The organism is Agromyces aurantiacus, from assembly GCF_016907355.1.
Lineage (GTDB): Bacteria > Actinomycetota > Actinomycetes > Actinomycetales > Microbacteriaceae > Agromyces > Agromyces aurantiacus.
The window spans coordinates 3234680-3257611 of sequence record NZ_JAFBBW010000001.1; the positions used below are offsets into that span (position 1 = coordinate 3234680).

Here is a 22932-nt window from a genome sequence, read left to right on the forward strand (position 1 = left end):
CTACCGGGGCTCGACCGCCGTCGGCGTACCGCGCGTGATGCGCACGAGCTCGTCGTAGGTCGTCGGGAACACCGTCTTCGCGTGCCCGGCCGCGGCCCACACCTCGTCGTACGCCGCGAGGTCGGTGTCGACGAACGTGCGCACCGGCGCGGGATGGCCCAGGGGTGCGACGCCGCCGATCACCTGCCCGGTCGCGGACTTCACGACCTCCTTCGACGCGCGCCCGATGCGGCCGCCGAGCTGCTCGCCGAGCCACTCGGTGTCGACGCGGTGGCCGCCCGAGGTGAGCACGAGGATCGGCTCGTCGTCGAGCGTGAACACGAGCGAGTTGGCGATCTGGCCGACCTCGACGCCGAGCGCGTCGGCGGCGAGTTGGGCGGTCGTGACGGCGTCGTCGAACCACACGACGCGCGCTTCGACGCCCTCGGCGGCGAGCGCGGCGATCACGCGGTCGACGGCGGCGTGCGACGGGAGGGAGGTCTGCTCGGCGGGCATGCGTCGATCCTACGAGCGGATGCCGCATCCGCTCGCGCCGCCTCGCCTCGCGGTTCACCCGGCTGCCGTAGGGTGCCGGTGTGAGCGCTTCCCCGTCGCCCTCCCCCTCGCACGACCGGCTGGCGCGCCGCCTGGGGCTGCGCGACGCGGTCGCGATCGGTCTCGCGGCGATGGTCGGGGCGGGCGTGTTCGCCGTGTGGGCGCCGGCCGCGCAGGCGGCCGGCGCGTGGTTGCTCGCGGGCCTCGCGATCGCCGCGGTCGTCGCGTTCGCGAACGCGGGATCGACGGCGCAGCTCGCGGTGCGGTACCCCGAGGCCGGGGGCGCGTACCGATACGGCCGCGAGCGGCTGGGCGCGTGGCCGGGGTTCCTCGCGGGCTGGGGGTTCGTGATCGGCAAGACGGCGAGCTGCGCGGCGATGGCGCTGACCGCGGCCGCGTACCTCGTGCCGCCGGAGTGGCAGAAGCCCGTGGCGGTCGCCGCGGTGGCCGTGCTCGTGGGCGTGAACGTGCTCGGCGTCACCCGCACGGCGCGCGTGGCGTCGGTGATCGTCTCGGCCGTCGTCGCGGTGCTCGTGGTGGTCGTCGCCGCGGGCGTCGCCGCGATCGCCGGCGCGGGCTGGGGCGCGGGTGCGGCCGGCCCGCAGGCGACGCTGACGACGGATGCCGCGGCCGGCCCGGTCGCGGGCGCGTACGGCGTGCTGCAGGCCGCCGCCCTGATCTTCTTCGCGTTCGCCGGATACGCCCGTATCGCGACGCTCGGCGAGGAGGTGCGCGACCCCGCGCGCACGATCCCGCGGGCCATCGGGGTCGCGTTCGGCATCGTGCTCGTGGTGTACGCGGCGGTGGGCACGGCCGCGCTCGGCGCGCTCGGGCCCGCGTCGCTGGCGGCGTCATCCGCCCCGCTCGTCGACGTCGTGGGCGCGGCCGGATGGCTCTGGGCCGAGCCCGTGGTCCGGGTCGCGGCCGGCGTGGCCGCGCTCGGGTCGCTCCTCGCGCTCATCGCCGGCATCGGCCGCACGAGCCTCGCGATGGCGCGCGACGGCGAGCTGCCGCGACCGCTCACCGCGGTGCATCCGCGATTCGGGGTGCCGCACGTCGCCGAGCTCACCGTCGGCGTCGCGGTGATCGTGCTCGTGCTCGTCGCCGACCTCCGCGGTGCCATCGGCTTCTCGTCGTTCGGCGTGCTGCTGTACTACCTCGTCGCGAACGCGTCGGCGCTCACGCAGCCCGCCGGCGAGCGCCTCGTGCCGCGCTGGCTCTCGTGGGTCGGCGCCATCGGATGCGTCGTGCTCGTCGTCACGCTGCCGCTCGCCTCGATCGCGGCGGGCGTCGCCGTGTTCGTCGTCGGAGCGGCGGTGCGCGCCATCCGACTCGCGATCGTACGGCGCCGTGGCGGCGGGCCGGAATAGGCTGGGGCGCATGAGCGCCGACCCGTCCGCCCGCATCCTCACCATCTCCGGCACCCCGGCGCCCGAGCTCGACCCGACCGCGTTCGTCGCGCTCGGTGCCGTGGTCGTCGGCCAGGTGCGCCTCGCCGCGCAGTCGAGCGTCTGGTACAACGCGGTGCTGCGCGCCGAGGCCGAGACCATCACGCTCGGCGAGCGCTCGAACCTGCAGGACGGCGTCGTCTGCCACGTCGACGCGGGCTACCCCGTGACGATCGGCAGCGGGGTCTCGGTCGGGCACCGCGCGGTGCTGCACGGCTGCACCGTCGAGGACGACTGCCTCATCGGCATGGGCGCGACGATCCTCAACGGCGCCGTGATCGGCCGCGGCTCACTCGTCGCGGCCGGCGCCGTGGTGCTCGAGGGCACCGTCGTGCCGCCCGGCTCGCTCGTCGCCGGGGTGCCCGGCAAGGTGCGGCGCGAGCTCACCGCCGACGAGCAGGTCGGCATCCGACGCAACGCCGAGGCGTACCTCGCGCACGTCGCCCGGCACACCGCGCCCGTCGACTGACGACGTCGGCGCCGGCGCCGGCGACGGCAGCGATGACGACGGGGCGGATGCCGCGGGCGCCGCGACCGCGCCCAGCCCGCGCCGCAGCATCCGCTCGAGCCGGCGCACCCGGCGCACGACCGCGCGCACCGGCACCCCGACGCCCCACGCGATCGCGCCGCTCACGGTGCGGTCGAACCCGCCGAGCATGCGACGTCGCTCGAACGCCGCCCGCAGCGCCCCGCCCGAGAGGTCGTACCGGCGCTCGATCGGCGGCAGCGGCACGATCTCGCGGGCCTCGACGAGCGCGCCGAGCCGGCCGACCCAGTCGTCGGCGTCGGTGCCGTGGAAGTAGTTGTCGGCGAGCCAGCGCGGGTCGGCGTGCCGGAAGCGGCCGGCGACGAGGTCGGACGTCGATCCGAACAGGCCCGCGCCCTCGAAGACCGTGTTGATCATCGCCGGCGAGACGCCGAAGTCGTCCACGAGCAGGGTCGGCACATCGCGCGCGACCGCCTCGAGCGCCGCCGTCGAGCTCACGGTCACGAGCGCGGCAGCGCGCGCGAGCTTCGCGGCCATCGGGCCGTCCTCGACGACGAGGTTCGCGGGCACGTGGTCGAGCTCGGCGAGCAGGCCGGCGTAGTCGTGCTGCTCGGCGTGGGTCTGGGCCTCGCCGGCGCGCGCCCGCACCTTGACGACGACACGGTGCGACGGGCTGCGTCGCGCGAGCTCGGCGAGCGCGCGGAGCAGCCGAAGGCGGTCGTCGCGTTCACCGGGCACCTTGGCCTGGGCCGCGAAGACGACGTCGTTCCCGGCGGTGCGTGAGGTCGCCGCCCGGCCCGCGGCGGGCCGGAGGAAGGGCAGCGTCGCGAGGCCGAACGACGTGTCGATGCCGAGCTCGGCCGCGTTCGCGCGGAACTCGCGCACCTCGCGCCGGCTGTGCAGCACGACGAGGTCGGCCTGCTCGCGATAGATCACGGCCTTCGGCACCGCGGGGATCGTGAGCCCGGGGAACCCGCTCACGATCGCGGGGCGGTTCGCTCGGCGCACGAGCCGCGGCGCGACGACGCGCACGAAGGGTCCGCGCAGCGCGAGCAGCACCGCGTGCGGGTCGAACGCGTCGAGCTCGTCGTCGAGGCCGCGTTGCACGCCGCGGCGGTCGAGCGGCACGATCCGCACGTCCTCCGGCGCGAAGCGCGTGCCCGAGAGCGCGTGCGCGAGCTGCCGCTCGCTCGGCATCACGGGCGACGCGATCACGACGAGGCGCGACGTCCAGTCCGCGGGCAGCGTCGAGGCGAGCGCCGCGCCCCACTTCACGTACGAGTCGGCGTCGGCGACGACGAGCAGGCGGCGCGGCGCGCCATCCGTACGGCCCCTCACGCGAGCACCCGGCGGAGCTTGGCCTTCGGCGCCTCCTCGCCGGGGTAGACGCGCTTGACGCCGTCGCCGAGCGCGTCGCCGATGATGCGGATGTCGCGCACGAGGTGCTCGAGGCCCTGCGGCTCGAGCGACGCCGAATGGTCGGAGCCCCACATGGTGCGGTCGAGCGTGATGTGCCGTTCGACGCAGGTCGCGCCGAGCGCGACGGCCGCGAGCGAGATCTGCAGTCCCCGCTCGTGGCCCGAGTAGCCGACGGGCACGCCGGGGAACCGCCGCGTGAGCGCGGGGATCATGAGCAGGTTCGCCTCCTCGGGCGGCATCGGGTAGCTCGAGGTCGCGTGCAGGATCACGAGGCGCTCGGTGCCGAGCACCGTGACGGCGCGGTCGATCTCGTCCATGGTCGACATGCCGGTCGAGAGGATGACGGGCTTGCCCGTGTCGCGGACCGCCTCGAGCAGCTCGAGGTCGGTGACCGAGGCCGACGCGATCTTGTGCGCGACGACGCCGTACGACTCGAGGTCGGCGACCGCGGGCACGTCCCACGGCGAGGCGAACCAGTCGAGGCCGTGCAGCACGGCATGAGCGGCGATCTGCGCGTACTCGTCGCGGCCGAACTCGACCCGGTGCCGGTACTCGAGGTAGGTCATGGTGCCCCACGGCGTCTCGCGCGGCATGAGCTTCATGTGCTCGGGCGTCGAGACGTCGGGCGTGCGCTTCTGGAACTTCACCGCCTGCGCGCCCGCCTGCGCGGCCACCTCGATGAGGCGCTTCGCGAGCTCGACGTCGCCGTTGTGGTTCAGGCCGATCTCGGCGATGACGTAGACGGGCTCGTACTCGCCGATGGCGGCGTGGCCGATGCGCACGGACATGGTGGCTCGCTCTCGTGTGGTTCGGGTCGGATCGGTTCGGGTCAGGTCGAGGTGACGGATGCCGCGGCCATCGCCTCGCGCTGCCCGCGCGTCGGATGGGCGGGGTCGAGCTCTCGCGGCTCGCGGGCCGGGTCGCGGTCGGCGATCGCGTCGGCGTCGACGTCGGTGTCGATGGGTGCTTCGGCGCGGCGCCGCGCGTCGCGCGCGGCGAGCACGAGTTCGGCGAGCTCGCGCACTGCGCCGTGCCCGCCGTGCCGTTCGAGCACGTGCCGAGCCCGCTCGAGCGCGTCCGGCGCGGCATCCGGCACCGCCAGCGGCCAGCCCACGAGGTCGAGTGCGGGGATGTCGCCGCGATCGTTGCCGAGGTAGGCGATGCGGTCGAGGCGGATGCCGCGGGCGGCCGCCCACTCGCGGAGCGCCGCGCCCTTGTCGGCGAGCCCCTGGATGCAGTCGACGCCGAGTTTCTCGGCGCGCCGGCTGACCACGGGGTTCGCTTCGGCGCTGAGAATGAGCATGGGGATGCCCGCCTCGCGCAGCCGGGCGACGCCCGCGCCGTCGGCACGGCTGACCCGCACCGATTCGCGGCCGAGCTCGTCGAGACCGGCGGTGTCGTCGGTGTGGACGCCGTCGAAGTCGGTCACGACCGCGTCGACGTCGATGAACGGATGCCGCGGGTCGGCCACCCACGCCGTGCCGGCGCCGGCTCGACGCGCGAGCGCCGCGGCCACGCCGCCCGCGAGGCGCCGGTCGACGCGCGGCGCGAGCGCCCGCGCCCGCGCGAGATCGGCGGCGTCGTCGATCTCGATCGCGGTGTCGGGGTGCACGGCCTGGATGCCGATCCGGCCGAAGAAGCGGTGGCCCGCCGCCAGGAATCCGTCGGTGCGGAAGACGTAGAACGCGCCGGTCTCGAGGAACTCCGGTTCGCGGTCCTGGCGGCGTGCGCGGTGCGAGGCGTCGTGGTTGACGCCGATCGCGGTCGCGTTCGCCTCGTCCTCGCGCCAGAGGAACGCGTGCGTCGGCGTGGCCGCGAACACGACGTCCCGTTCGCCCGACGCGACTCGCTCGATCGCCGCAGCGAGGTCGGCGGGGTCGATGAACGGCGAGGTCGCCTGCACGAACACCGTGATGTCGTCGGCTCCCGACCCGGCATCCGCCGACCCCGGGCCCGGGCCCGAGGATCCCAGCACGCCCAGCGCGTGCCGCAGGGCGGACTCGCTCGAGGCCTCGGCCCCGGCCAGCTCGGCCGGCCGCTCGACGACCTCGGCGCCGGCCGCGATGGCGATGTCCGCGATCTCGTCGTCGTCGGTCGTCACCACGACCCGCCCGACCCGGTCGGCGGCGAGCGCGGCGTGCACCGCACGCGCGACCAGCGGCACGCCGCCGACGCGCGCGACGTTCTTGCCCGGAAGGCCCTGCGACCCGCCGCGCGCGGGGATGATCGCGATCGCCCGCGCGGCATCACCGCGCTCGCGGGCGCGGCCACCTGCCGCCGCCGTGCCGCGTGCCGCACCCGCCCCGGCGGCGCGTTCCCCCGCGACACCGCCTCCCGCGGATGCCGCACGCGCCACGGCGGCGGAGTTCCCGGCGTCCTGGTTGCGACTCATGCCGCGAAGCTATGCGCGCGACCCGTCCACTCCGTGCACGCCGGGTGAACGTCCGGCGACCACGCGGCTGACAACGCGTGGCACCCGACCCGCGGCGGGAATGCGGCCGCGCGCCCGGCCCCTCCCCATGCCCCGCAGTCCGCACTCCGCACGCCGCACGCCGCACGGACCCCGACGCACGCCGCACGCCGCACGCGGAGCGCCTCACGGACCCACGCCGCACGCCGGATTCCGCACGGCCCCACGCCGCACGCCTCGCGCCGCACGCGGAGCGCCGCACGGACCCGCGCCGCGAATGCTTGCGAACGGCTCATGTCAGCGCAGCCTCATTTGAGGCTGCGCTGACCTGCCACGTGGCGACGCAGCGCCAAGCCGCGACTCGTGTCAGTCCGGCCTCATGTGAGGCCCGATCGACAAACCCGCATCGCTCGCGCGGCCCGGCCGCGAACCCATGTCAGCGCGGCCTCAAGTGAGGCTCCATTGACACGAGCCAGGCACGCGGCATCCCTCGACCCGAAATCAGGTGAGCGCGGCCTCAGATGAGGCTCCGTTGACACGAGCCGGGCACGCGTCATCCCCTGAACCGAAATCAGGTCAGCGCGGCCTCAAATGAGGCTCCGTTGACACGAGCCACGCGCGCGGCAACCCCTGACCCGAGATCGTCTCAGCCGGGCCTCATTTGAGGCGGCGTTGAATCGAGCCACGCGCGCGGCATCCCGCCGCACCATGCGCCAGCGCCGCGCGCGACCACCGGACGCGGCGGACGCCGCCTCGCCGGCCGGTCAGCGCCCGCGGAGCTTGACCTCCGCCGCCTTCACGACGTTCGCGAGGAGCATGGCGCGCGTCATCGGGCCGACCCCGCCGGGGTTCGGCGAGAGGTGCCCGGCGACCTCGGCGACGGCCGGGTCGACGTCGCCCGTGAGCCGGCCCTTGCCGGTCTCCTCGTCGGCGACGCGCGTGATGCCCACGTCGAGCACCGCGGCGCCCGGCTTGATCCAGTCGGGCTTGACCATGTGGGGCACGCCCACGGCCGCGACGACGATGTCGGCTCGCCGCACCTCGGCGGCGAGGTCGCGCGTGCGCGAGTGCGTCAGCGTCACCGTGGCATCCAGGCCCTTGCGCGTGAAGAGCAGGCCGAGCGGGCGGCCGACGGTGAGACCGCGACCGATGACGGTCACGTGCTGGCCGCGGATCGGCACGTCGTAGCGCTGGAGCATCTCGACGATGCCCGCGGGCGTGCACGGCAGCGGCGAGTGCAGCTCGCCCTCGATGCCGAGCACGAGCCGCCCGAGGTTCGTGGGGTGCAAGCCGTCGGCGTCCTTGAGGGGGTCGATGAGCTCCAGCATCGCGTTCTCGTCGTGCCCCGTGGGCAGCGGCAGCTGCACGATGTAGCCCGTCACCTCGCGCGCCGAGTTGAGGTCGCGGATCGCCGCGCGCACGTCGGCCGTCGTCGCCGACGCCGGCAGGTCGACGCGGATCGACTCGATGCCGACCTCGGCGCAGTCGCGGTGCTTTCCGGCGACGTACGAGCGCGAGGCGGGGTCGTCGCCGACGAGCAGCGTGCCGAGGCCCGGCACGACGCCGTGCGCCCGGAGTTCGGTGATGCGCGTCGACAGCTCCGACTTCACGGCCGATGCGGTGGCGACGCCGTCGAGGGTGATCGCGGTCATGCTGGGTACCTCTTCCGAGCTGGTCGGCGGGAACGGGACGAAGGAGATTCCGGCCGACGCGCCGGCGGGCGGACGGCGCGTCGTCGCAGGTCTCCTTCAGCGTGCCGGTCGCGGCTCGGGAGCGGGCGAATGCTCGCCCCCGAGCCGCCGGCGACTACTGCTGCAGGCCCGGGTAGAGCGGGAACGCGTCGGTCAGCGCGGTCACGCGCGAACGGAGCGCCGCGACATCCGGGTTCGCCTGCAGCGCGAGCGCGATGACGTCGGCGACCTCGGTGAACTCGGCGTCGCCGAACCCGCGGGTCGCGAGCGCGGGCGTGCCGATGCGCAGGCCAGACGTGACCATCGGCGGGCGCGGGTCGAACGGCACCGCGTTGCGGTTCACGGTGATGCCGACCTCGTGCAGACGGTCCTCGGCCTGCTGGCCGTCGAGCTCGGAGGTGCGCAGGTCGGCGAGCACGAGGTGCACGTCGGTGCCGCCCGTGAGCACGTCGACGCCGGCCGCGCGCGAGTCGTCGGCGACGAGGCGCGACGCGAGGATGCCCGCGCCCCGGATCGTGCGGGCCTGGCGGTCCTTGAACTCCTCGGACGCCGCGATCTTGAACGCCGTCGCCTTCGCGGCGATGACGTGCATGAGCGGGCCGCCCTGCTGGCCCGGGAAGACGTTCGAGTTCAGCTTCTTCGCGAGTTCCATGTCGCGCGAGAGGATGAAGCCCGAGCGCGGGCCGCCGATGGTCTTGTGCACGGTCGAGCTCACGACGTCGGCGTGGGGCACGGGGTTCGGGTGCAGGCCCGCGGCGACGAGGCCGGCGAAGTGCGCCATGTCGACCCAGAGCTTCGCGCCGACCTCGTCGGCGATCTCGCGGAACGCGGCGAAGTCGAGCTGGCGCGGGTAGGCCGACCAGCCGGCGATGATGACCTGCGGCTTGTGCTCGCGGGCCTTGTCGCGCACCACGTCCATGTCGACGAGGAACGTCTCGGGGTCGACGCCGTACGACACGGCGTTGTAGAGCTTGCCCGAGAAGTTCAGCTTCATGCCGTGCGTGAGGTGGCCGCCGTGGGCCAGCTCGAGGCCGAGGATGGTGTCGCCGGGCGTCGCGATCGCGGACAGCACCGCGGCGTTCGCGGTCGCGCCCGAGTGCGGCTGCACGTTGGCGTACTCGGCGCCGAACAGCGACTTGGCGCGCGCGATCGCGAGGTTCTCGGCGACATCGACGAACTCGCAGCCGCCGTAGTAGCGGCGGCCCGGGTAGCCCTCGGCGTACTTGTTCGTGAGCACCGAGCCCTGCGACTGCAGCACCGAGACGGGCACGAAGTTCTCGCTCGCGATCATCTCGAGCGTGGTGCGCTGGCGGTTCAGCTCCTGCTCGAGCACCTCGGCGATCTCGGGATCGACCTCGGCGAGGGGCTGGTTGAAGACGGATGCGGCGCCCGCGACGGCGTCGGCGGGGGCGTCGGTGGTGAGGGACTCGGCCAAGACTGGCTCCTTCGAAGATGACATGCGGACCTGCGGTTCAGCGCCTCGTGCGACTCGCGCCACGAGGCCTCGCGTACCGGCCCAGGCGTGCGGTCGGTCCGTTGCCAGTCGCTCCCCGATGGTCACCCATCTCAACGCCAGTCGCGACGTGGGCAAGCATACCAACGGATGCCGCGTGCGGCTGCCGCGTGACGGCGAGCGAGCGCGGGATAACGTGGGCGGGTGAGCAGCGCGACCGTGATCCACTCCGCCCGCCTCGTCTCGGGCGGCGACACCGTTCCCGACGCGTGGGTGCGCTTCGAGGGCGACCGGGTCGTCGGGCGCGGCATCGGCGACGGATGGCGCGACGCCGACGGACGCGCGGCGGGCGAGGTGACGGATGCCGCGGGCCGCGTCCTCGCACCCGGCTTCATCGACCTGCACTGCCACGGCGGCGGCGGCGCGTCGGCCGAGGAGGGCGAGGACGCACTCGGCACGGTGCTCGCGACGCACCGCGCACACGGCACGACGCGCTCGGTGCTCTCGCTCGTGACGGCGGCGGTCGACGAGCTCGAGACCCGTCTCGCCGCGATCGCTCGCGTCGCGGCATCCGACCCGCTGCTGCTCGGTTCGCACCTGGAGGGCCCCTTCCTCGACCACGAGTTCCGCGGCGCGCACGATCCCGCCCGGCTGCGGCGCGCCGACGCCGAGGCGATCGATCGGCTGCTCGCCGCGGCCGACGGTTCGCTGCGGCAGATCACGATCGCGCCCGAGCACGACGGCGCAGCGGAGGCGATCGCGCGCTTCACCGACGCGGGCGCCGCGGTCGCGGTCGGGCACACTGGCGCCGACTTCGACACCGCGCTCCGCGCGTTCGACGCGGGGGCGGCGATCCTGACGCACGCGTTCAACGGCATGCGCGGCATCCACCATCGGGCGCCCGGGCCCGTGGTCGCCGCGATGCACGCCGACCACGTGACCCTCGAGGTGATCAACGACGGCGTGCACGTGCACCCCGACGTGGTCCGGCTGGCGTTCGCGGGCGCGCCGGGGCGCGTCGCGCTCGTGACCGATGCGATGGCGGCGACCGGGTCGGCCGACGGCCGGTACGTGCTGGGATCGCTCGAGGTCGACGTGGTCGACGGCGTCGCGCGGCTCGCCGAGGGTGGATCGATCGCCGGCTCGACCCTCACGCAGGACGTCGCGCTGCGCCGCGCGGTGCTCGAGGCGCGGCTCTCGCTCGAGGACGCCGTCACAGCGGTGACGATGACCCCTGCGGCCGCGATCGGCCGCGCCCACGACCTCGGCCGGCTCGAGCCCGGGTACGCGGCCGATGCAGTGCTGCTCGGCGACGACCTCGAGGTCGAGGCGGTGTGGGCGGCGGGCGTGCGCCGCTCCTGACGAGCCGAGTGCCGCGTCGGGCGGGGCCGCGGCGTGCTCCCCATCGCCTGCAGCCCCGACCCGGATGCGGATCCGAATCCCCCGATCGGATCTCCCGCGTCCACCCCCGGACGTCGGTTGCAGGACCATCGTGCCGCGCCGTAGCCGTGGATTGGCTGTGACTGCGCCGAGGGTCCGCCCAGTGCGGATGAGGCCGCATGCGAGAGGGCCCGGCGACCTGTTCCCCTCGGCCGCCGGACCCGGCTCGTGCCCCCGGATCCCCCGAGGAGCCGCATCCGCCCTTCCGGTTCGCGAACCCCTCGCGTGAGAGACGGCACTCGGCCTGTTCGATGACGCGGAATCCCCCGGAAACCGGGAATCGCGCCACGTCGGCGCGATCTGCTGGAATGATCGGGCGACCGGCGTCATGATCGGGCCGGTCGCGCGTCTCTTCGGTCGGGCGCCCCCCCACGCCCATCCCCCGTTCCGAGAGGAAGCTCCCGTGGCCCCTGCGCGCACCGCCGACGCCGACCTCGTCGAAGCCGCCCGCCGCGGCGACCGCGACGCCTACGCCGAGCTCTGGCGGCGCCATGCGGCGTCCGCCCGCACCGTGGCCGTCTCCCACTCGAGCTTCGACGCCGACGACCTCGTCGCCGAGGCGTTCACGAGGGTGTACGACGCGATCCGCGCGGGCGGCGGCCCGAACGGCGCGTTCCGCCCGTACCTGTTCACCACGATCCGCAACACCGCCGCGAGCTGGGGGCGTGCGCGACGCGAGACGTCGATGGAGGCGCTCGACCAGCTCGAGGATCCGACCACGAGCGAGACGGCCGCGCTCGAGTCGCTCGACCGGTCGACGACCGCGCAGGCGTTCCGCGCGCTCCCGACGCGGTGGCAGGAGGTGCTCTGGTACTGCGAGGTCGAGCGGATGTCGCCGGCGCAGGTCGCACCGCTCGTCGGCATGTCCGCCAATGCGACGGCCGCACTCGCCTACCGTGCGCGTGAGGGGCTCCGCCAGGAGTGGATCCGCGCGCACCTGCGCGGCGCCGCCGCAGAACCCGAGTGCGCGTGGACGATCGACCGCCTCGGCGCCTACACGCGCGGCAGGCTGCGCTCGCGCGATACCGCGAAGCTCGAGGCGCACCTCGACGGGTGCGCGCGCTGCACCATCGTGGCCGCCGAGGCGAGGGAGGTCGGCTCGCGGCTCGCGCTCGTGCTGCTGCCGCTCGCAGCGGGGGCGGGTGCGGCGACCGCGTACTCCGCCTGGCTGCAGCAGGGCGCGCCGGTCGCGCAGTTCGCGGCAGGCGCCGCCGGCGCTGCGGGCGCGGTGCACGCCGCGGGCGACGTCGTGGTCGCCGGCGCGGCCGGCTCGGGCGGGGCCGCGTCCGGTGGCGCATCGGTCGGCACGGGTGCCGCGGCGGCCGGGTCGACCTCGGGCGGCGGGCTCGCCGCGGTCGGGGCCGGCGCAGGCACCCTCGCGCTCGCAGCGGCCGCGGTCGCGGCGATCGCCGTGATGCCGATGCTCGTGCCCGCACCGGCCGAACCGCCGTCCGCCGAGGCGGCCTCGCCCGCGGTCGATGCGGAGGCTCCCGCCGCGATCGCACTCCCGGCGCCGGCTCCGTCGCCGGCGCCGCCGGCTCCGGTCCCCGCCGACGAGGTCCTCCCGGCCGAACCGGCCCTCGCGGTTCCGATCGAGGCGCCGCCCGCCGCGCCCGCCGAGTCGGCGACGCCGCCCGCACCGCCCGTCGACGCGATCGCGCTCCCCCCGGTCGTGACCCTCGTCGACACGGCCGGCGGACTCGTCGACCCGATCGTCTCGGGCACCGCGGAGGCCGGCGCGACCGTGACGGTCACCGCCTCGAGCGGAGGTGCGGCCCAGGCGGTCGCCGACGCGGGCGGCGCCTGGTCGGCCGTGCTGGTCGGGCTGCCCGCCGGTTCCGTCGAGATCACGGCGGTGCAGACGGATGTCGCGGGCAACCGGTCGGCGCCGTCGGCGCCGGTCGCGATCGCGCTCTCCGCCCCGTCGCTGGCCTTCACCGCGCTCGGCGCGTGGCTCGACACGGTCTTCACGGGCGTGCCGGGCGCGACGGTGCAGATCCTCGCCGACGGCGTGCCCATCGACGAGGTGGTGCTCGACGACCGGGGCACGGCGGTCTTCGAGGTGCTCGCACCCGCCAACCACACGTGGTCGGCGAGCGTGCGCTACGTCGTCGACGACCGCACGGGCCCGGCCGCGACCGCCGTGCGCGGCTGAGCCGCCCGGGCCGAGACGGCGACGATTCCGGCCGCGAGCACCGCGAGCACGACGAGCGCGAGCGGGATCGAGGCGACGCCGAACCCGCTGAACAGCAGGCCGCCGATGAGCGCCCCGCCGCCGATGCCGACGTTGAACGCGGTCGTGTAGAGCGCGCTCGCGGCGTCGCGCTTCTCGGGCGCGGCGGCGTGCAGCAGCCGCGTCTGGAGCAGCGGCGGCACCGCGCCGAACGCGAAGCCCCACACGAGGTATGCCCCGATCGCCGGCCAGAGCGCGGGCACCGTCGCCATGACGACGAGGGCCGCCGCGATCACGGCGAGTGCGACCACCAGGGCGCGAGCGCCGTTGCGCGCGACGGGCGTGCCGGCGACCGCGAGGCCGGCCGCGCCGGCGAGCCCGGACGCGAAGAGCAGCGGCGCGACGGCCGACGACGGCGCGCCGACCACCTCGGTCAGGATCGGTGCGATGTAGGTCAACGTCGCGTACTGCCCGACCATGACCACGGCGGTCACGAGGCACACCGCGAGCACGGCCGCAGCACCGGGGTTCGCGCGCGTTCTCGCGATGCCGGGCGAGGCGGATGCCGCGTCCGCGCGATCGGCGGGCGCGGCGGGCGCGGTCGCGCCCTCGGCGACGGCGCGCGCGGCGGCGGTCTCGCCATCCGGCGGCAGCACCGCACGCAGCACGAGCGCGCCGACGAGCGTCAGGGCGGCCACGAGCGCGAAGGCCGCGCGCCAGCCGACCGCCTGGCCGAGCGCGGTGGCGAGCGGCACGCCCGCGATGAGCGCGATGGTGCCGCCGCCGAGCACGACCGACACCGCCCGGCCGAGCTGCGCGTCGGCGACGATCCGCGCGGGGTAGGCGCCGACGAGCGCCCAGAACAGCCCGTGCGCCACGCCGCCGACGACGCGGACGCCGACGAGCATCCAGTACTCGGGCACGACCGCGCTGAGCAGGGTGGACGCGGCGAGCACGACCAGCACGGCCGTGAGCAGCGAGCGACGCGACATCCGCCGGGTGAGCGCGGTCAGCGGGGTCGACGTGACGACGACCGTGAAGGCGAAGACGGAGACGAGCAGCCCCACGAGGGGCTCGCCCACGCCGAGATCGGCGCTCATCTCGGGCAGGAGGCCGGTCGGCAGCATCTCGATGGTGATGGACAGGAACACGGCCGAGGCGAGGGCGATGAGCACGCGCCAGGGCAGGGCGGAGGTGGTGGCCGCGCGGGCGCGCGACGATTCGGTGATCGACATGGTTGAGTCATCCCGACGGCGTTCCCCGCTCGCGGCCGTGCCTGCGGCGGGTCGACTACGCGCTCACGTGCGCGCCCGGGGCCGGCGGTGACCGCTCGACCGCCACCAGTCTACCCGGTGTCGGCTGGGCGGCGCCCGTGCGCCGCCCGGATGGCGGGCCGGTACGCTGTGCGGATGACCGATGCCGAGCCGCACAGCCCCCACCTGCACCACTGGGTCGTCACGCTGAGCTGCACCGACGGCCCGGGCATCGTGCACGCGGTGAGCGGCGCGATCGTCGCCGCGCGCGGCAACATCACCGAGAGCCAGCAGTTCGCGAGCCACGACACCGGGCGCTTCTTCATGCGCGTGCAGGTCGAGTCGTCGGCGGGCCGCGACGAGTTCGAGGCGGCGCTCGCGCCGGTCGTCGAGCGCTGGGGCATGGACCTCCACCTCGACGAGGTCGGCCGGCCCCTGCGCACGCTCGTGCTCGCGTCGACCGCGGGGCACTGCGTGAACGACCTGCTCTTCCGTCAGCGGGCCGGGCAGCTGCCGATCGAGATCCCGCTCGTGCTGTCGAACCACGGCACGCTGCGCGACCTCGTCGACTTCTACGGCGTGCCGTTCGAGTCCGAGCCCGTGACCTCGCCCGAGACGAAGGCGGCGTTCGAGCGCCGCATCCTCGAGGCCGTCGAGGAGCACGACATCGAGCTCGTCGTGCTCGCGCGGTACATGCAGATCCTCTCGCCCGAGCTCTGCGACATCCTCGCCGGGCGGTGCATCAACATCCACCACTCGTTCCTGCCCGGGTTCAAGGGCGCGAACCCCTACCGGCAGGCGCACGCACGGGGCGTGAAGCTCATCGGCGCGACCGCGCACTTCGTGACCAGCGACCTCGACGAGGGCCCGATCATCGAGCAGAACGTCGTGCGCGTCGACCACTCGCGCTCGGTCGCCGAGCTCGTCGCGATCGGCCAGGACGAGGAGAGCCGCACGCTCTCGCAGGCCGTCAAGTGGTTCGCGGAGCGACGCGTGCTGCTCGACGGCCAGCGCACCGTCATCTTCCGCTGATCCTCGCCGCCGACGGCGAGGCGGCCCGCTCGCTCGGCCCGGTCAGCCGCCGAATTCGCGACGGCCGTTGATCACGCCGCTGACCGCGGCGACCACGGCGAAGACGACGGCGACCACCGGCTGGCCCATGATCCACCACGCGATCGCGGCGGTCGAGAACACCGCGATCTCGACGAGCGCCTTCACGAACGGGTCGACCGCGAACACCGCCTTGGGCGATCGGAACAGCCCCCAGAGCAGGATCGCGAGGAGCGGCAGGCCGATGCCGAGGAGCACGCCCGGCCAGGGCAGCTCGAACGCGACGAACCCGAAGATGCCGAGCGACACGATCGCGAAGATCTCGAGCAGGAAGCGCAGCAGGTCGTTGAACCCGAGCTTGGGTGCGGGTTCGGGGGTGGCGTCGTTCACGGACGTCCAGCCTACCCGCGCCCGCACCCGACCGGCTCGGAGGGTCGCGCTCAGATGACCGGCGTGAGCTCGCGATCCGTCGTCTCCGCCGGCGCGGCCTCTGCCTCGTCGGCGTGCGCGGCCTCGGCGTCGGGCTCCGCCCCGCCGGCCGTGCGGAAGTGGCCGACGAGCGAGAGCACGATGCCGCCCGTCGCCCAGGCCGCGAGGACCAGCCACGGGAAGGTGGCGTCGGCCGAGGGGAAGTACGAGAGGTCGCGCAGCAGCGTCGCCGCCGCACCCGGCGGGAACCACTGGCCCACCGCGCCCCACGGCGCGGGCAGGAACTCGACGGGGATCGCCGCGGCGGAGATCGGGTTGGCCCCGAGCAGGAACGTGACCGCCCCGAGTGCGATGCCCGCGCGGCCGATCAGCGCGACCAAGCCGGTGATCGGCGCCGCGATGGCGGCGAGCGCGAGCGCGATCGCGGCGCTGTTGACCCAGTAGTCGCCCTGCAGCGCGCCGAACCACCCCTGCAGGATCCCGGTGAGCAGCAGGCCGCCGACCGCGGAGTACACGACGACCGCCGCGACCCGGCGCATCGCCCCGATCACCGCGAGCGAGATCGCGATGCCGCCGAGCATGCCGCCGATCACGATCGGGAACATCGCCGCGGTCAGCCCCGTGCCTCGCGGATCGGTGTCGGCGAGCGGCACGACGTCGGTGACCGCGACGGTGACGGTGGGGATCTCGGGAACGCTCGGCGCCGCGGGCGGCGCCGCGGGTGCCTGACCCGAGGCCTGCGCGAGCGCGGCCTGCACGGCGGCGCGCACGGCATCCTGCAGCACGCCCGACAGTTGCGCGGGCAGCTGCTCGCGCACCTGGGCGTCGATGCCCTGCTGCAGCTCGGCCGCCATGGCGCGCAGCGTCTGCGCGACGACCGGGCTCGCGGCCGACGCGACGAGCACCTCGGGAGCGTCGGTGGGGGCCTCGCCGAGGATGATCGCCCCGTAGACCTCGCGGGATTCGATCGAGGCGACGGCGGCGTCGCGGTCGTCGACGCGCTCGAGCGCGACCGCGCCGTCGGCCTGCTCGGCCACGCGGGACTCGACCTGCGCGACGCTCGCATCGGGCCCGGCGACGGCCACCGGAAGATCCTTGGGTTCGGCCGTGACCGACGGCCACGCGAAGGCGAGCACGATGATGCCGACGACGAGCGCCAGCGCGGCCCCGACGGCGATCGCCCGGCGGAACGGCGTGCCGCCGGCGGGGTGTGGGCGGGATTCCATGATGACTCCTATCAAAAACGAATGTTCGTTCTTTATAATGGAGCCTCGACCTAAGATCGTCAAGAGCCGGTCTCAGAAGCCGGGAAGGAGGCGCGGATGCCGAAGGTCACCGAGGCGCACCGTCAGGCGCGCCGCTCCGAGATCGCGGCCGCCGCGCTGCGATGCTTCGCCGCCAAGGGCTTCCGCGGCACGTCGATGTCCGACATCATCGCCGCGTCGGGTCTGTCCGCGGGGGCGATCTACGGGCACTACGCGAGCAAGGAGGAACTGTTCTTCGCGGCCGCGCAGCAGGTGCTCTCCGCGCGGTCCGAGGAGCTCGAGGGCCTGCGCGCCGACCACGGTCCGCTCGCGCCGGGCGAGGTGATCGTCGCCCTCATCGACGGCATGCGCGGCGACGACCTCACTCCCGACCTGTTCCTGCAGGTCTGGGCCGAAGCCGCCATCGACCCCGCGGTGCGCGCGATGGTGCGCGAGTACCTCGCCCCGATCCGCGGGATGCTGCACCGGCTGGTCGCCGAATGGGCTGCGGTGAATCCCGGGCTCGCCGGCGGCGACCCCGAGGCCTACGCCACCCGCACGGTGCCCGTGCTCATGGGTCTCGCACCGGGGTTCATGGTCCAGCGCGCGGTGCTCGCGGAGTTCGACGAGGAGGCCTACCTGGCCACGGTGCGCACGCTCGTGCCCCGCTGAGCCGAGCGCGGGCCGAGGCTCAGATGCCCTGCCAGTCGGGCTTGTTCGCCCACGCGTGCCGATAGTAGGCGGCGTGCTCGAGGCGGGATGCCGCGGCCTCGTCGACCACGACCGTGGCGTGCGGGTGCAGCTGGATCGCCGATCCCGGCCGGCTCGCCGAGACCGGGCCCTCCACGGCGTCGGCGACGGCCTGCGCCTTCGCGTCGCCGAACGCGAGCAGCACGAGGTGCCGGGCGCGGAGGATCGTGCCGATGCCCTGCGTGATGCAGTGCATGGGCACCTCGTCGGGCGAGTCGAAGAAGCGCGCGTTGTCGGCGCGGGTCTCCTCGGTGAGCGTCTTCACGCGGGTGAGCGAGGCGAGCGAGGAACCGGGCTCGTTGAACCCGATGTGGCCCGTTCGGCCGATGCCGAGGATCTGCAGGTCGACGCCGCCCGCGGCGTCGATCGCGCGTTCGTACTCGGCCGCGGCGATGCGGATGGTCTCGGGCGCGCCGTTCGGCACGTGCACGAGCTCGGGGCGCAGGCCGAGCGGCTCCACGACCTCGCGCGTGATCACCGCGCGATAGCCCTCCGGGTGCCCTGCGGGCAGGCCCACGTACTCGTCGAGCGCGAAGCCGCGCACGCGGGAGACGTCGAGCCGGTCGACCTCGATCCGCCGCGCGAGCGCGCGGTACGTCGACAGCGGGGTGGAGCCGGTGGCGAGCCCCAGCACCGAGTCGGGCCGGTCGACGATGAGCTCCGCCACCGCGCCGGCGACCAGCTCGCCCGCGGCGGCCTCGTCGGGGACGATCACGACCTCTGCCATGCCGGCACCTCCAGTTCTTCGCCGATGAGGGCCGCGCCGACGGCCGCGGCCGGGAACCCGCGCGGGATGACCTGCACCCGACGCGGCAGGTCGAGCGAGGCCAGGAACGCCGATCCCGCCGCCCAGGACTCGAGCGTCGCGCGCGTGCCCGCCAGCAGGCGGTCGCCGAGCGCGGCGAGCCCGCCGCCGATCACGATGTCGTCGACGTCGGTCGTCAGGGCGAGCAGCCGCACGGCCGAGGCGACGCCGGTGAGGAACCGCTCGCGCACGCGCACGGCGTCGGCATCGCCCGCGTCCGCCCGGTCGAACAGGTCGACCGCGGGATAGCGGTGGGAGCCGGGCCAGAGCGTCGCGAGCGCCGACCCGGACGCGGTGGTCTCGAGGCAGCCCCGCTGCCCGCACGGGCACCGCTCCCCCGCGGGATCGACCGGGATGTGCCCGATCTCGCCGGCGACGCCGCGCCGGCCGCGCAGCAGGTGCCCGTCGAGCACGATGCCGGCCGCGAGGCCCGTGCCGAGGTTCAGGTAGGCCATCGAATGGGCGCGGATGCCGTCGGCGACGCCGAGCAGGTGGTGCGCGCCGAGCGCGGCCGCGTTCACGTCGTTCTCGACGCGCACGTCGACGCCCAGTCGACCCGTCAGGCGCGGCCCGAGGTCGAGCCCCTCGAGGCCGAGGTTCACGGCGTGCGTGACCCGCCCGGTGGCCGAATCGACCGAGCCGGGGATCCCGATGCCGATCGAGCGGAACTCGCGTGCCTCGATGCCGGCGACCTGCGCCATCCGCTCGACCGTGCGCACCGCGGTCTCGACGACCGCCTCGGCACCGAACCCGGTGGGCATGCGGACCTGGTCGCTGAGCTCGCCGCCGTCGCCGATGGCCACGGCCGCGGTCTTCGTGCCGCCGATGTCGATGCCGAGCCTCACGGCGCCTCCGCCGGAGCCGGTGCGGAGACCGCGCGCCCGAGCAGCTCGACGAGCGCCTCGGCGACCGCGCGCGATGCGCCGAAGGTCGCGACGTCGGCGAGCGCACGGTCGTCGCTCGGCCAGCCCATGTCGACGGTGACGACATCCTCGCGCGCAGCGCGCAGTCGCGCGACCGCCTCGACGGCGAACGGATGGCGGTGCAGGTCCTTGCCGACGACGAGCACCGGGCCGGGCAGGCCGGCCGGGTCGCCGACGGGGGTCGCCGCATCGAGCGCGAGCAGCGCGGCATCCGTGAGCCACGCCGGCGCGGGACGCGACGGGTCGGGCTCGGCGAGGATCGCGAACGGTCCCCACGGCACGGCCCCGACCGCGATGTTCGCGGCCGTGTCGATGCGCACGAGCGTGCCCACGCGGCCGGCGCCCGCGAGCCGCGCGACGGCGCGACCATCGACGTGGAACGACGCCGCGATGCGCTCCGCGAGATCCGCCGGCAGGAACGCGGCGGCTGGCGAGGGGCGGCCGCCGGCGGCCGCCAGCGAGCGCACGCGCGCCGCGGCATCCGCCACCCGCTCGGCCGGGAGCCGGCCCGAGTCGACCGCCTCGGCGACGGCCGCGACGATCTCCTCCATCTGGGGCCCGGTGTTGCCCGTGCCGATGCACAGCAGGTCGCAGCCGGCGGCGAGTGCGCGCACGGCCGCCTCGGGGATGCCGTGCACGCCGCTCGCCCCGGCCATGTCGAGGGCGTCCGAGACGATGACGCCCTCGTACCCCAGCTCCCCGCGGAGCAGGCGTTGCAGGATGCGGGGAGACAGGGTGGCGGGCTGCTCCGCGTCGAGCTGCGGCAGCAGGATGTGCGAGGTCATGATCGAGCGCGTGCCGGCCGCGATGGCGGCGCGGAACGGCGCGAGCTCGCGCTCGCGGAGCCGCTCGAGCGGGAGGTCGACGACCGGCAGCGCGAGGTGGGAATCGGTCGCGGTGTCGCCGTGCCCCGGGAAGTGCTTGGCGGCCGCGTCGACGCCGGCCGACTGCACGCCCTCGACCCACGCGGCCGTGTGCCGTGACACGAGCGCGGCGTCGGCGCCGAAGCTGCGCACGCCGATCACCGGGTTGAGCGGGTTCGAGTTGATGTCGGCGTCGGGCGCGAACGTCATGGTGCACCCCACCGCGGCGATCGCGTCGCCGACCGCTCGGCCCACGGCGCGCGTGAGCTCGACGTCGTCGATGCGCCCCAGTACGGCGTTGCCCGGGTAGGGCGCGCCCCGGCGGGCGAAGAGGCGCGTGACGTCGCCGCCCTCCTCGTCGATCGCGACGACCGCGTGGGGGTTCGCGCCACGCAGCTCGGCCGTCAGGCCGGCCAGCTGCGCAGGCGAATCGACGTTCGAGCCGAACAGGCACACCCCGCCGAGGCCCTCGCGCAGCAGCGCGAGCAGCCAGCCGGGCGCGGCCGGGCCCTCGAAGCCGGGCAGCAGCGTCGTGAGGATGTCGCGGCGCAGGCCCTCGCCCGCACCGCCTCGGATCGCGGCGCTCATCCCTTGACGGCTCCGCTCACGAGGCCGCTCGTCATGCGGCCCTGCACGAACAGGAAGAACACGATCACGGGAACGGCCATCAGTGTCGAGCCTGCCATGATCGCGGCCCAGTTCGTCGTGCCGTTCGCCACGAGGAACGTGCGCAGCCACACCGGCAGCGTCATCATGTCGGGCCGCGCGTTCAGCACGAGCGCCATCACGAACTCGTTCCAGGCCTGGATGAAGCCGAACACGCCGGTCGCGACGAGGCCCGGGGCGAGCAGCGGGAACGTCACGCGCCAGAACGCGCCCGCCCGGGAGCATCCGTCGATCATGGCGGCCTCCTCGAGGTCGGCCGGCACCCCGTTCACGAAGCCGCGGAGCGTCCAGATCGTGAAGGGCAGGACGGTCGCGACGTACACGATCGTCAGGCCGATGAGCGTGTTCAGCAGGTGCCATCCGTCGATCACCCGGAAGATCGAGACCATCATCGCCTCGCCCGGGATCATCTGGATCACGAGGATCGCGATGATGAAGGTGCGCCGGCTGCGGAAGCGGAACCGCGTGACGGCGAGCGCCGCGAGGAACGCGAAGACCAGGGCGACCGCGACCGTCGTGATCGTCACGATGAGCGAGTTCGCCGCGGCCGGGAGGAACGGCGTGCGGCCCGGATCGAAGAGCACGGTCTCGTAGTTGCGCAGCGTGAAGTTGTCAGGCCAGAAGTGGATCTCGGAGCCGCGGATCTCGTTGTTCGGCTGGAACGACGTGTTCACCATCCAGTAGACGGGGAACGCGAAGAGGGCGAACAGCACGACCGAGAGCGCGCTCCAGCCGACCGTGGCCAGGCGCGTCCGGCGACGGCCGGTGCGCGGGGCGCGCGCACGTGCGGCGGGCCCGGCGACCTGGACGCCGGGGGTGATCGTGGCGGTCACAGCTCCTCCTCCTTGACGACGCGACGGATGTAGAACAGCGAGACGGACATCAGGATCAGCGCCGTGATCACGGCGATCGCGCCGCCGGTGCCGAAGTCGCCGCCCGCGATCGAGACCTGGTAGATGTACACGCCGAGCGTGTTCGTCTTCTCCCGGATGCCGCCGATGTCCTGGAGCGCGAAGATCTGCGTGAAGACCTTGAGGTCCCAGATGATCTGCAGGATCGTCGTGATGAGGAAGATCGGCTTGAGGTAGGGGAACACGATGAGGCGGAACCGCGAGAACCCGCCCGCCCCGTCGAGCTGCGATGCCTCGAGCACCTCGTCGGGCACCTGGGTGAGGCCCGCGTAGAGCGCGAACGCGACGAACGGCACCGCCCCCCAGACGATGATCACGCCGGCGACGAGGAAGAAGCTGAGCGGCTCGATGAGCCAGGAGTGCTGCGTGAACTGCTCGAGCCCGAACGTGTTCACCAGCACGTGGTTCACGACGCCGTAGTCGGTGTCGAACATCCAGCCCCACACGATGGTCGCCGAGAGGGGCGGCATCGCCCAGGCGAGCAGGAGGCCGAGCGAGAGCAGCAGGCGGAAGCCCTTGGGCAGGCGCTGCAGCAGCAGCGCGACGGCGGTGCCGAGCGCCATCGTGACGATGACGCAGCCCGCGGCGAAGACGAGGCTCCGCGCGAGCACCTCGTAGAAGGTCGCGTCGGTGAGCACGGCGACGTAGTTCTCGAACCACACGAAGGCGGGCGGGGCGCCGAAGACCTGTGCGCGGCCGAACTCCTGCATCGAGGTCACGAGCAGCTGGATGAGGGGCCAGCCGACGATCGCGGCGAGCACGATCGAGGCGGGCACGAGCAGGGCGTAGGGGGTGAAGCCGCCAGTGGGGGCTCGGCGGCTGCGGCGGCCGGAGCGCGGCGAGCCGGGCTCCGGGGCGGTGAGGCGCTCGCCCTCGACCGCGCTCACGGCCGGAGTGAGGCCGGCGTCGGTGGTGGTCATGTGCGTTCTCCTGCGTCGGACATGCGGAGGGTGCGGCCGCACCGCCATTCTGCGCGCGGCCGC

General features: G+C 74.3%; 19 protein-coding genes, 1 pseudogene and 1 riboswitch. Of the genes and pseudogenes, 6 read left to right on the forward strand and 14 right to left on the reverse strand.

The genetic code is table 11. The features are described 5' to 3' along the window. On the reverse strand, nt 1-495 hold the full coding sequence (locus JOD46_RS15325) for a YbaK/EbsC family protein (RefSeq protein ID WP_204395360.1): 495 nt from the start codon (nt 493-495) through the stop codon (nt 1-3). A gap of 80 nt (nt 496-575) precedes the next feature. Between JOD46_RS15325 and JOD46_RS15330 the strand changes: the two genes are divergently transcribed. Both JOD46_RS15330 and JOD46_RS15335 read left to right on the forward strand, forming a co-directional pair. Further along, complete coding sequence (locus JOD46_RS15330) at nt 576-1904, forward strand: APC family permease (protein WP_204395361.1); 1329 nt, start codon at nt 576-578, stop codon at nt 1902-1904. A 10-nt stretch (nt 1905-1914) separates the two neighbouring features. Next, the gene (locus JOD46_RS15335) at nt 1915-2451 is read left to right on the forward strand and encodes a gamma carbonic anhydrase family protein (RefSeq protein WP_204395362.1); all 537 of its coding nucleotides are present in this window, start codon (nt 1915-1917) and stop codon (nt 2449-2451) included. Between the two features lie 297 nt (nt 2452-2748). On the opposite strand, the pseudogene JOD46_RS18970 reads toward JOD46_RS15335, so the two are convergent. The 5 genes and pseudogenes from JOD46_RS18970 to glyA form a co-directional block, all read right to left on the reverse strand. Then, nucleotides 2749-3807 (reverse strand): annotated as a pseudogene (locus JOD46_RS18970) (DUF6716 putative glycosyltransferase); the annotation flags it as partial. Then, on the reverse strand, nt 3804-4676 hold the full coding sequence (locus JOD46_RS15340) for an N-acetylneuraminate synthase family protein (protein WP_204395363.1): 873 nt from the start codon (nt 4674-4676) through the stop codon (nt 3804-3806). The gene JOD46_RS15340 and the pseudogene JOD46_RS18970, both read right to left, overlap by 4 nt. 41 nt (nt 4677-4717) lie before the next feature. Next, nucleotides 4718-6280, reverse strand: a complete 1563-nt coding sequence (locus tag JOD46_RS15345; RefSeq protein WP_204395364.1) for an acylneuraminate cytidylyltransferase — start codon at nt 6278-6280, stop codon at nt 4718-4720. 782 nt (nt 6281-7062) lie between these two features. Next, nucleotides 7063-7950 (reverse strand): bifunctional methylenetetrahydrofolate dehydrogenase/methenyltetrahydrofolate cyclohydrolase, encoded by an 888-nt coding sequence (locus JOD46_RS15350; RefSeq protein ID WP_204395365.1) that lies wholly within the window; start codon nt 7948-7950, stop codon nt 7063-7065. 154 nt (nt 7951-8104) lie between these two features. Next, entirely contained in the window at nt 8105-9424 is a 1320-nt protein-coding gene (gene glyA / locus JOD46_RS15355; RefSeq protein ID WP_275588155.1) for a serine hydroxymethyltransferase, read from the reverse strand. A gap of 72 nt (nt 9425-9496) precedes the next feature. After that, nucleotides 9497-9579, reverse strand: a riboswitch (ZMP/ZTP riboswitch). A 67-nt stretch (nt 9580-9646) separates the two neighbouring features. On the opposite strand from glyA, the gene JOD46_RS15360 reads away from it, so the two are divergent. Both JOD46_RS15360 and JOD46_RS15365 read left to right on the forward strand, forming a co-directional pair. Next, nucleotides 9647-10804 carry an N-acetylglucosamine-6-phosphate deacetylase gene (locus JOD46_RS15360; protein WP_204395367.1) on the forward strand — a complete coding sequence of 386 codons (1158 nt, stop codon included), beginning with the start codon at nt 9647-9649 and terminating at the stop codon, nt 10802-10804. A 481-nt stretch (nt 10805-11285) separates the two neighbouring features. Continuing rightward, the gene (locus JOD46_RS15365; protein WP_204395368.1) at nt 11286-13037 is read left to right on the forward strand and encodes a sigma-70 family RNA polymerase sigma factor; all 1752 of its coding nucleotides are present in this window, start codon (nt 11286-11288) and stop codon (nt 13035-13037) included. Here the strand turns inward: JOD46_RS15365 and JOD46_RS15370 are convergent. Then, on the reverse strand, nt 12986-14290 hold the full coding sequence (locus JOD46_RS15370; RefSeq protein ID WP_204395369.1) for an MFS transporter: 1305 nt from the start codon (nt 14288-14290) through the stop codon (nt 12986-12988). The two genes, JOD46_RS15365 and JOD46_RS15370, sit on opposite strands and share 52 nt — an antisense overlap. 174 nt (nt 14291-14464) lie before the next feature. Here JOD46_RS15370 and purU point away from each other — a divergent pair, with 174 nt between their 5' ends. Then, nucleotides 14465-15340 carry a formyltetrahydrofolate deformylase gene (gene purU, locus JOD46_RS15375; protein ID WP_204395370.1) on the forward strand — a complete coding sequence of 292 codons (876 nt, stop codon included), beginning with the start codon at nt 14465-14467 and terminating at the stop codon, nt 15338-15340. A gap of 42 nt (nt 15341-15382) precedes the next feature. Here the strand turns inward: purU and JOD46_RS15380 are convergent, their stop codons facing one another. Next, entirely contained in the window at nt 15383-15748 is a 366-nt protein-coding gene (locus tag JOD46_RS15380) for a YrdB family protein (protein ID WP_204395371.1), read from the reverse strand. A 50-nt stretch (nt 15749-15798) separates the two neighbouring features. After that, nucleotides 15799-17013 carry a hypothetical protein gene (locus JOD46_RS15385; RefSeq protein ID WP_204395372.1) on the reverse strand — a complete coding sequence of 405 codons (1215 nt, stop codon included), beginning with the start codon at nt 17011-17013 and terminating at the stop codon, nt 15799-15801. A gap of 96 nt (nt 17014-17109) precedes the next feature. Between JOD46_RS15385 and JOD46_RS15390 the strand changes: the two genes are divergently transcribed. Then, nucleotides 17110-17703 (forward strand): TetR/AcrR family transcriptional regulator, encoded by a 594-nt coding sequence (locus JOD46_RS15390; RefSeq protein WP_204395373.1) that lies wholly within the window; start codon nt 17110-17112, stop codon nt 17701-17703. A gap of 19 nt (nt 17704-17722) precedes the next feature. Here JOD46_RS15390 and JOD46_RS15395 read toward each other — a convergent pair whose 3' ends face one another. From JOD46_RS15395 to JOD46_RS15415, 5 genes are read right to left on the reverse strand one after another with little or no spacing between them, the layout of a single operon-like run. Further along, entirely contained in the window at nt 17723-18508 is a 786-nt protein-coding gene (locus JOD46_RS15395) for a glucosamine-6-phosphate deaminase (RefSeq protein WP_204395374.1), read from the reverse strand. Further along, the gene (locus JOD46_RS15400; RefSeq protein ID WP_204395375.1) at nt 18493-19431 is read right to left on the reverse strand and encodes an ROK family protein; all 939 of its coding nucleotides are present in this window, start codon (nt 19429-19431) and stop codon (nt 18493-18495) included. Before JOD46_RS15400 ends, JOD46_RS15395 begins: the two co-directional genes overlap by 16 nt. Then, nucleotides 19428-20960 (reverse strand): glycoside hydrolase family 3 protein, encoded by a 1533-nt coding sequence (locus tag JOD46_RS15405; RefSeq protein ID WP_204395376.1) that lies wholly within the window; start codon nt 20958-20960, stop codon nt 19428-19430. The genes JOD46_RS15400 and JOD46_RS15405 overlap by 4 nt, the downstream gene beginning before the upstream one ends. Then, nucleotides 20957-21871, reverse strand: coding sequence for a carbohydrate ABC transporter permease (locus JOD46_RS15410; RefSeq protein WP_372432720.1), 915 nt, complete (start codon nt 21869-21871; stop codon nt 20957-20959). Before JOD46_RS15410 ends, JOD46_RS15405 begins: the two co-directional genes overlap by 4 nt. Continuing rightward, complete coding sequence (locus JOD46_RS15415; RefSeq protein WP_204395377.1) at nt 21868-22869, reverse strand: carbohydrate ABC transporter permease; 1002 nt, start codon at nt 22867-22869, stop codon at nt 21868-21870. The genes JOD46_RS15410 and JOD46_RS15415 overlap by 4 nt, the downstream gene beginning before the upstream one ends. Between the last annotated feature and the right edge of the window lie 63 nt (nt 22870-22932).

Bases quoted from the DNA above. Each gene is read 5' to 3' on its own strand.
- JOD46_RS15325 (WP_204395360.1), bottom strand. From the start codon at position 495: ATGCCCGCCGAGCAGACCTCCCTCCCGTCGCACGCCGCCGTCGACCGC.
- JOD46_RS15335 (WP_204395362.1), top strand. From the start codon at position 1,915: ATGAGCGCCGACCCGTCCGCCCGCATCCTCACCATCTCCGGCACCCCG.
- JOD46_RS15340 (WP_204395363.1), bottom strand. From the start codon at position 4,676: ATGTCCGTGCGCATCGGCCACGCCGCCATCGGCGAGTACGAGCCCGTC.
- JOD46_RS15345 (WP_204395364.1), bottom strand. From the start codon at position 6,280: ATGAGTCGCAACCAGGACGCCGGGAACTCCGCCGCCGTGGCGCGTGCG.
- JOD46_RS15350 (WP_204395365.1), bottom strand. From the start codon at position 7,950: ATGACCGCGATCACCCTCGACGGCGTCGCCACCGCATCGGCCGTGAAG.
- JOD46_RS15370 (WP_204395369.1), bottom strand. From the start codon at position 14,290: ATGTCGATCACCGAATCGTCGCGCGCCCGCGCGGCCACCACCTCCGCC.
- purU (WP_204395370.1), top strand. From the start codon at position 14,465: ATGACCGATGCCGAGCCGCACAGCCCCCACCTGCACCACTGGGTCGTC.
- JOD46_RS15385 (WP_204395372.1), bottom strand. From the start codon at position 17,013: ATGGAATCCCGCCCACACCCCGCCGGCGGCACGCCGTTCCGCCGGGCG.
- JOD46_RS15390 (WP_204395373.1), top strand. From the start codon at position 17,110: ATGCCGAAGGTCACCGAGGCGCACCGTCAGGCGCGCCGCTCCGAGATC.
- JOD46_RS15395 (WP_204395374.1), bottom strand. From the start codon at position 18,508: ATGGCAGAGGTCGTGATCGTCCCCGACGAGGCCGCCGCGGGCGAGCTG.
- JOD46_RS15405 (WP_204395376.1), bottom strand. From the start codon at position 20,960: ATGAGCGCCGCGATCCGAGGCGGTGCGGGCGAGGGCCTGCGCCGCGAC.
- JOD46_RS15415 (WP_204395377.1), bottom strand. From the start codon at position 22,869: ATGACCACCACCGACGCCGGCCTCACTCCGGCCGTGAGCGCGGTCGAG.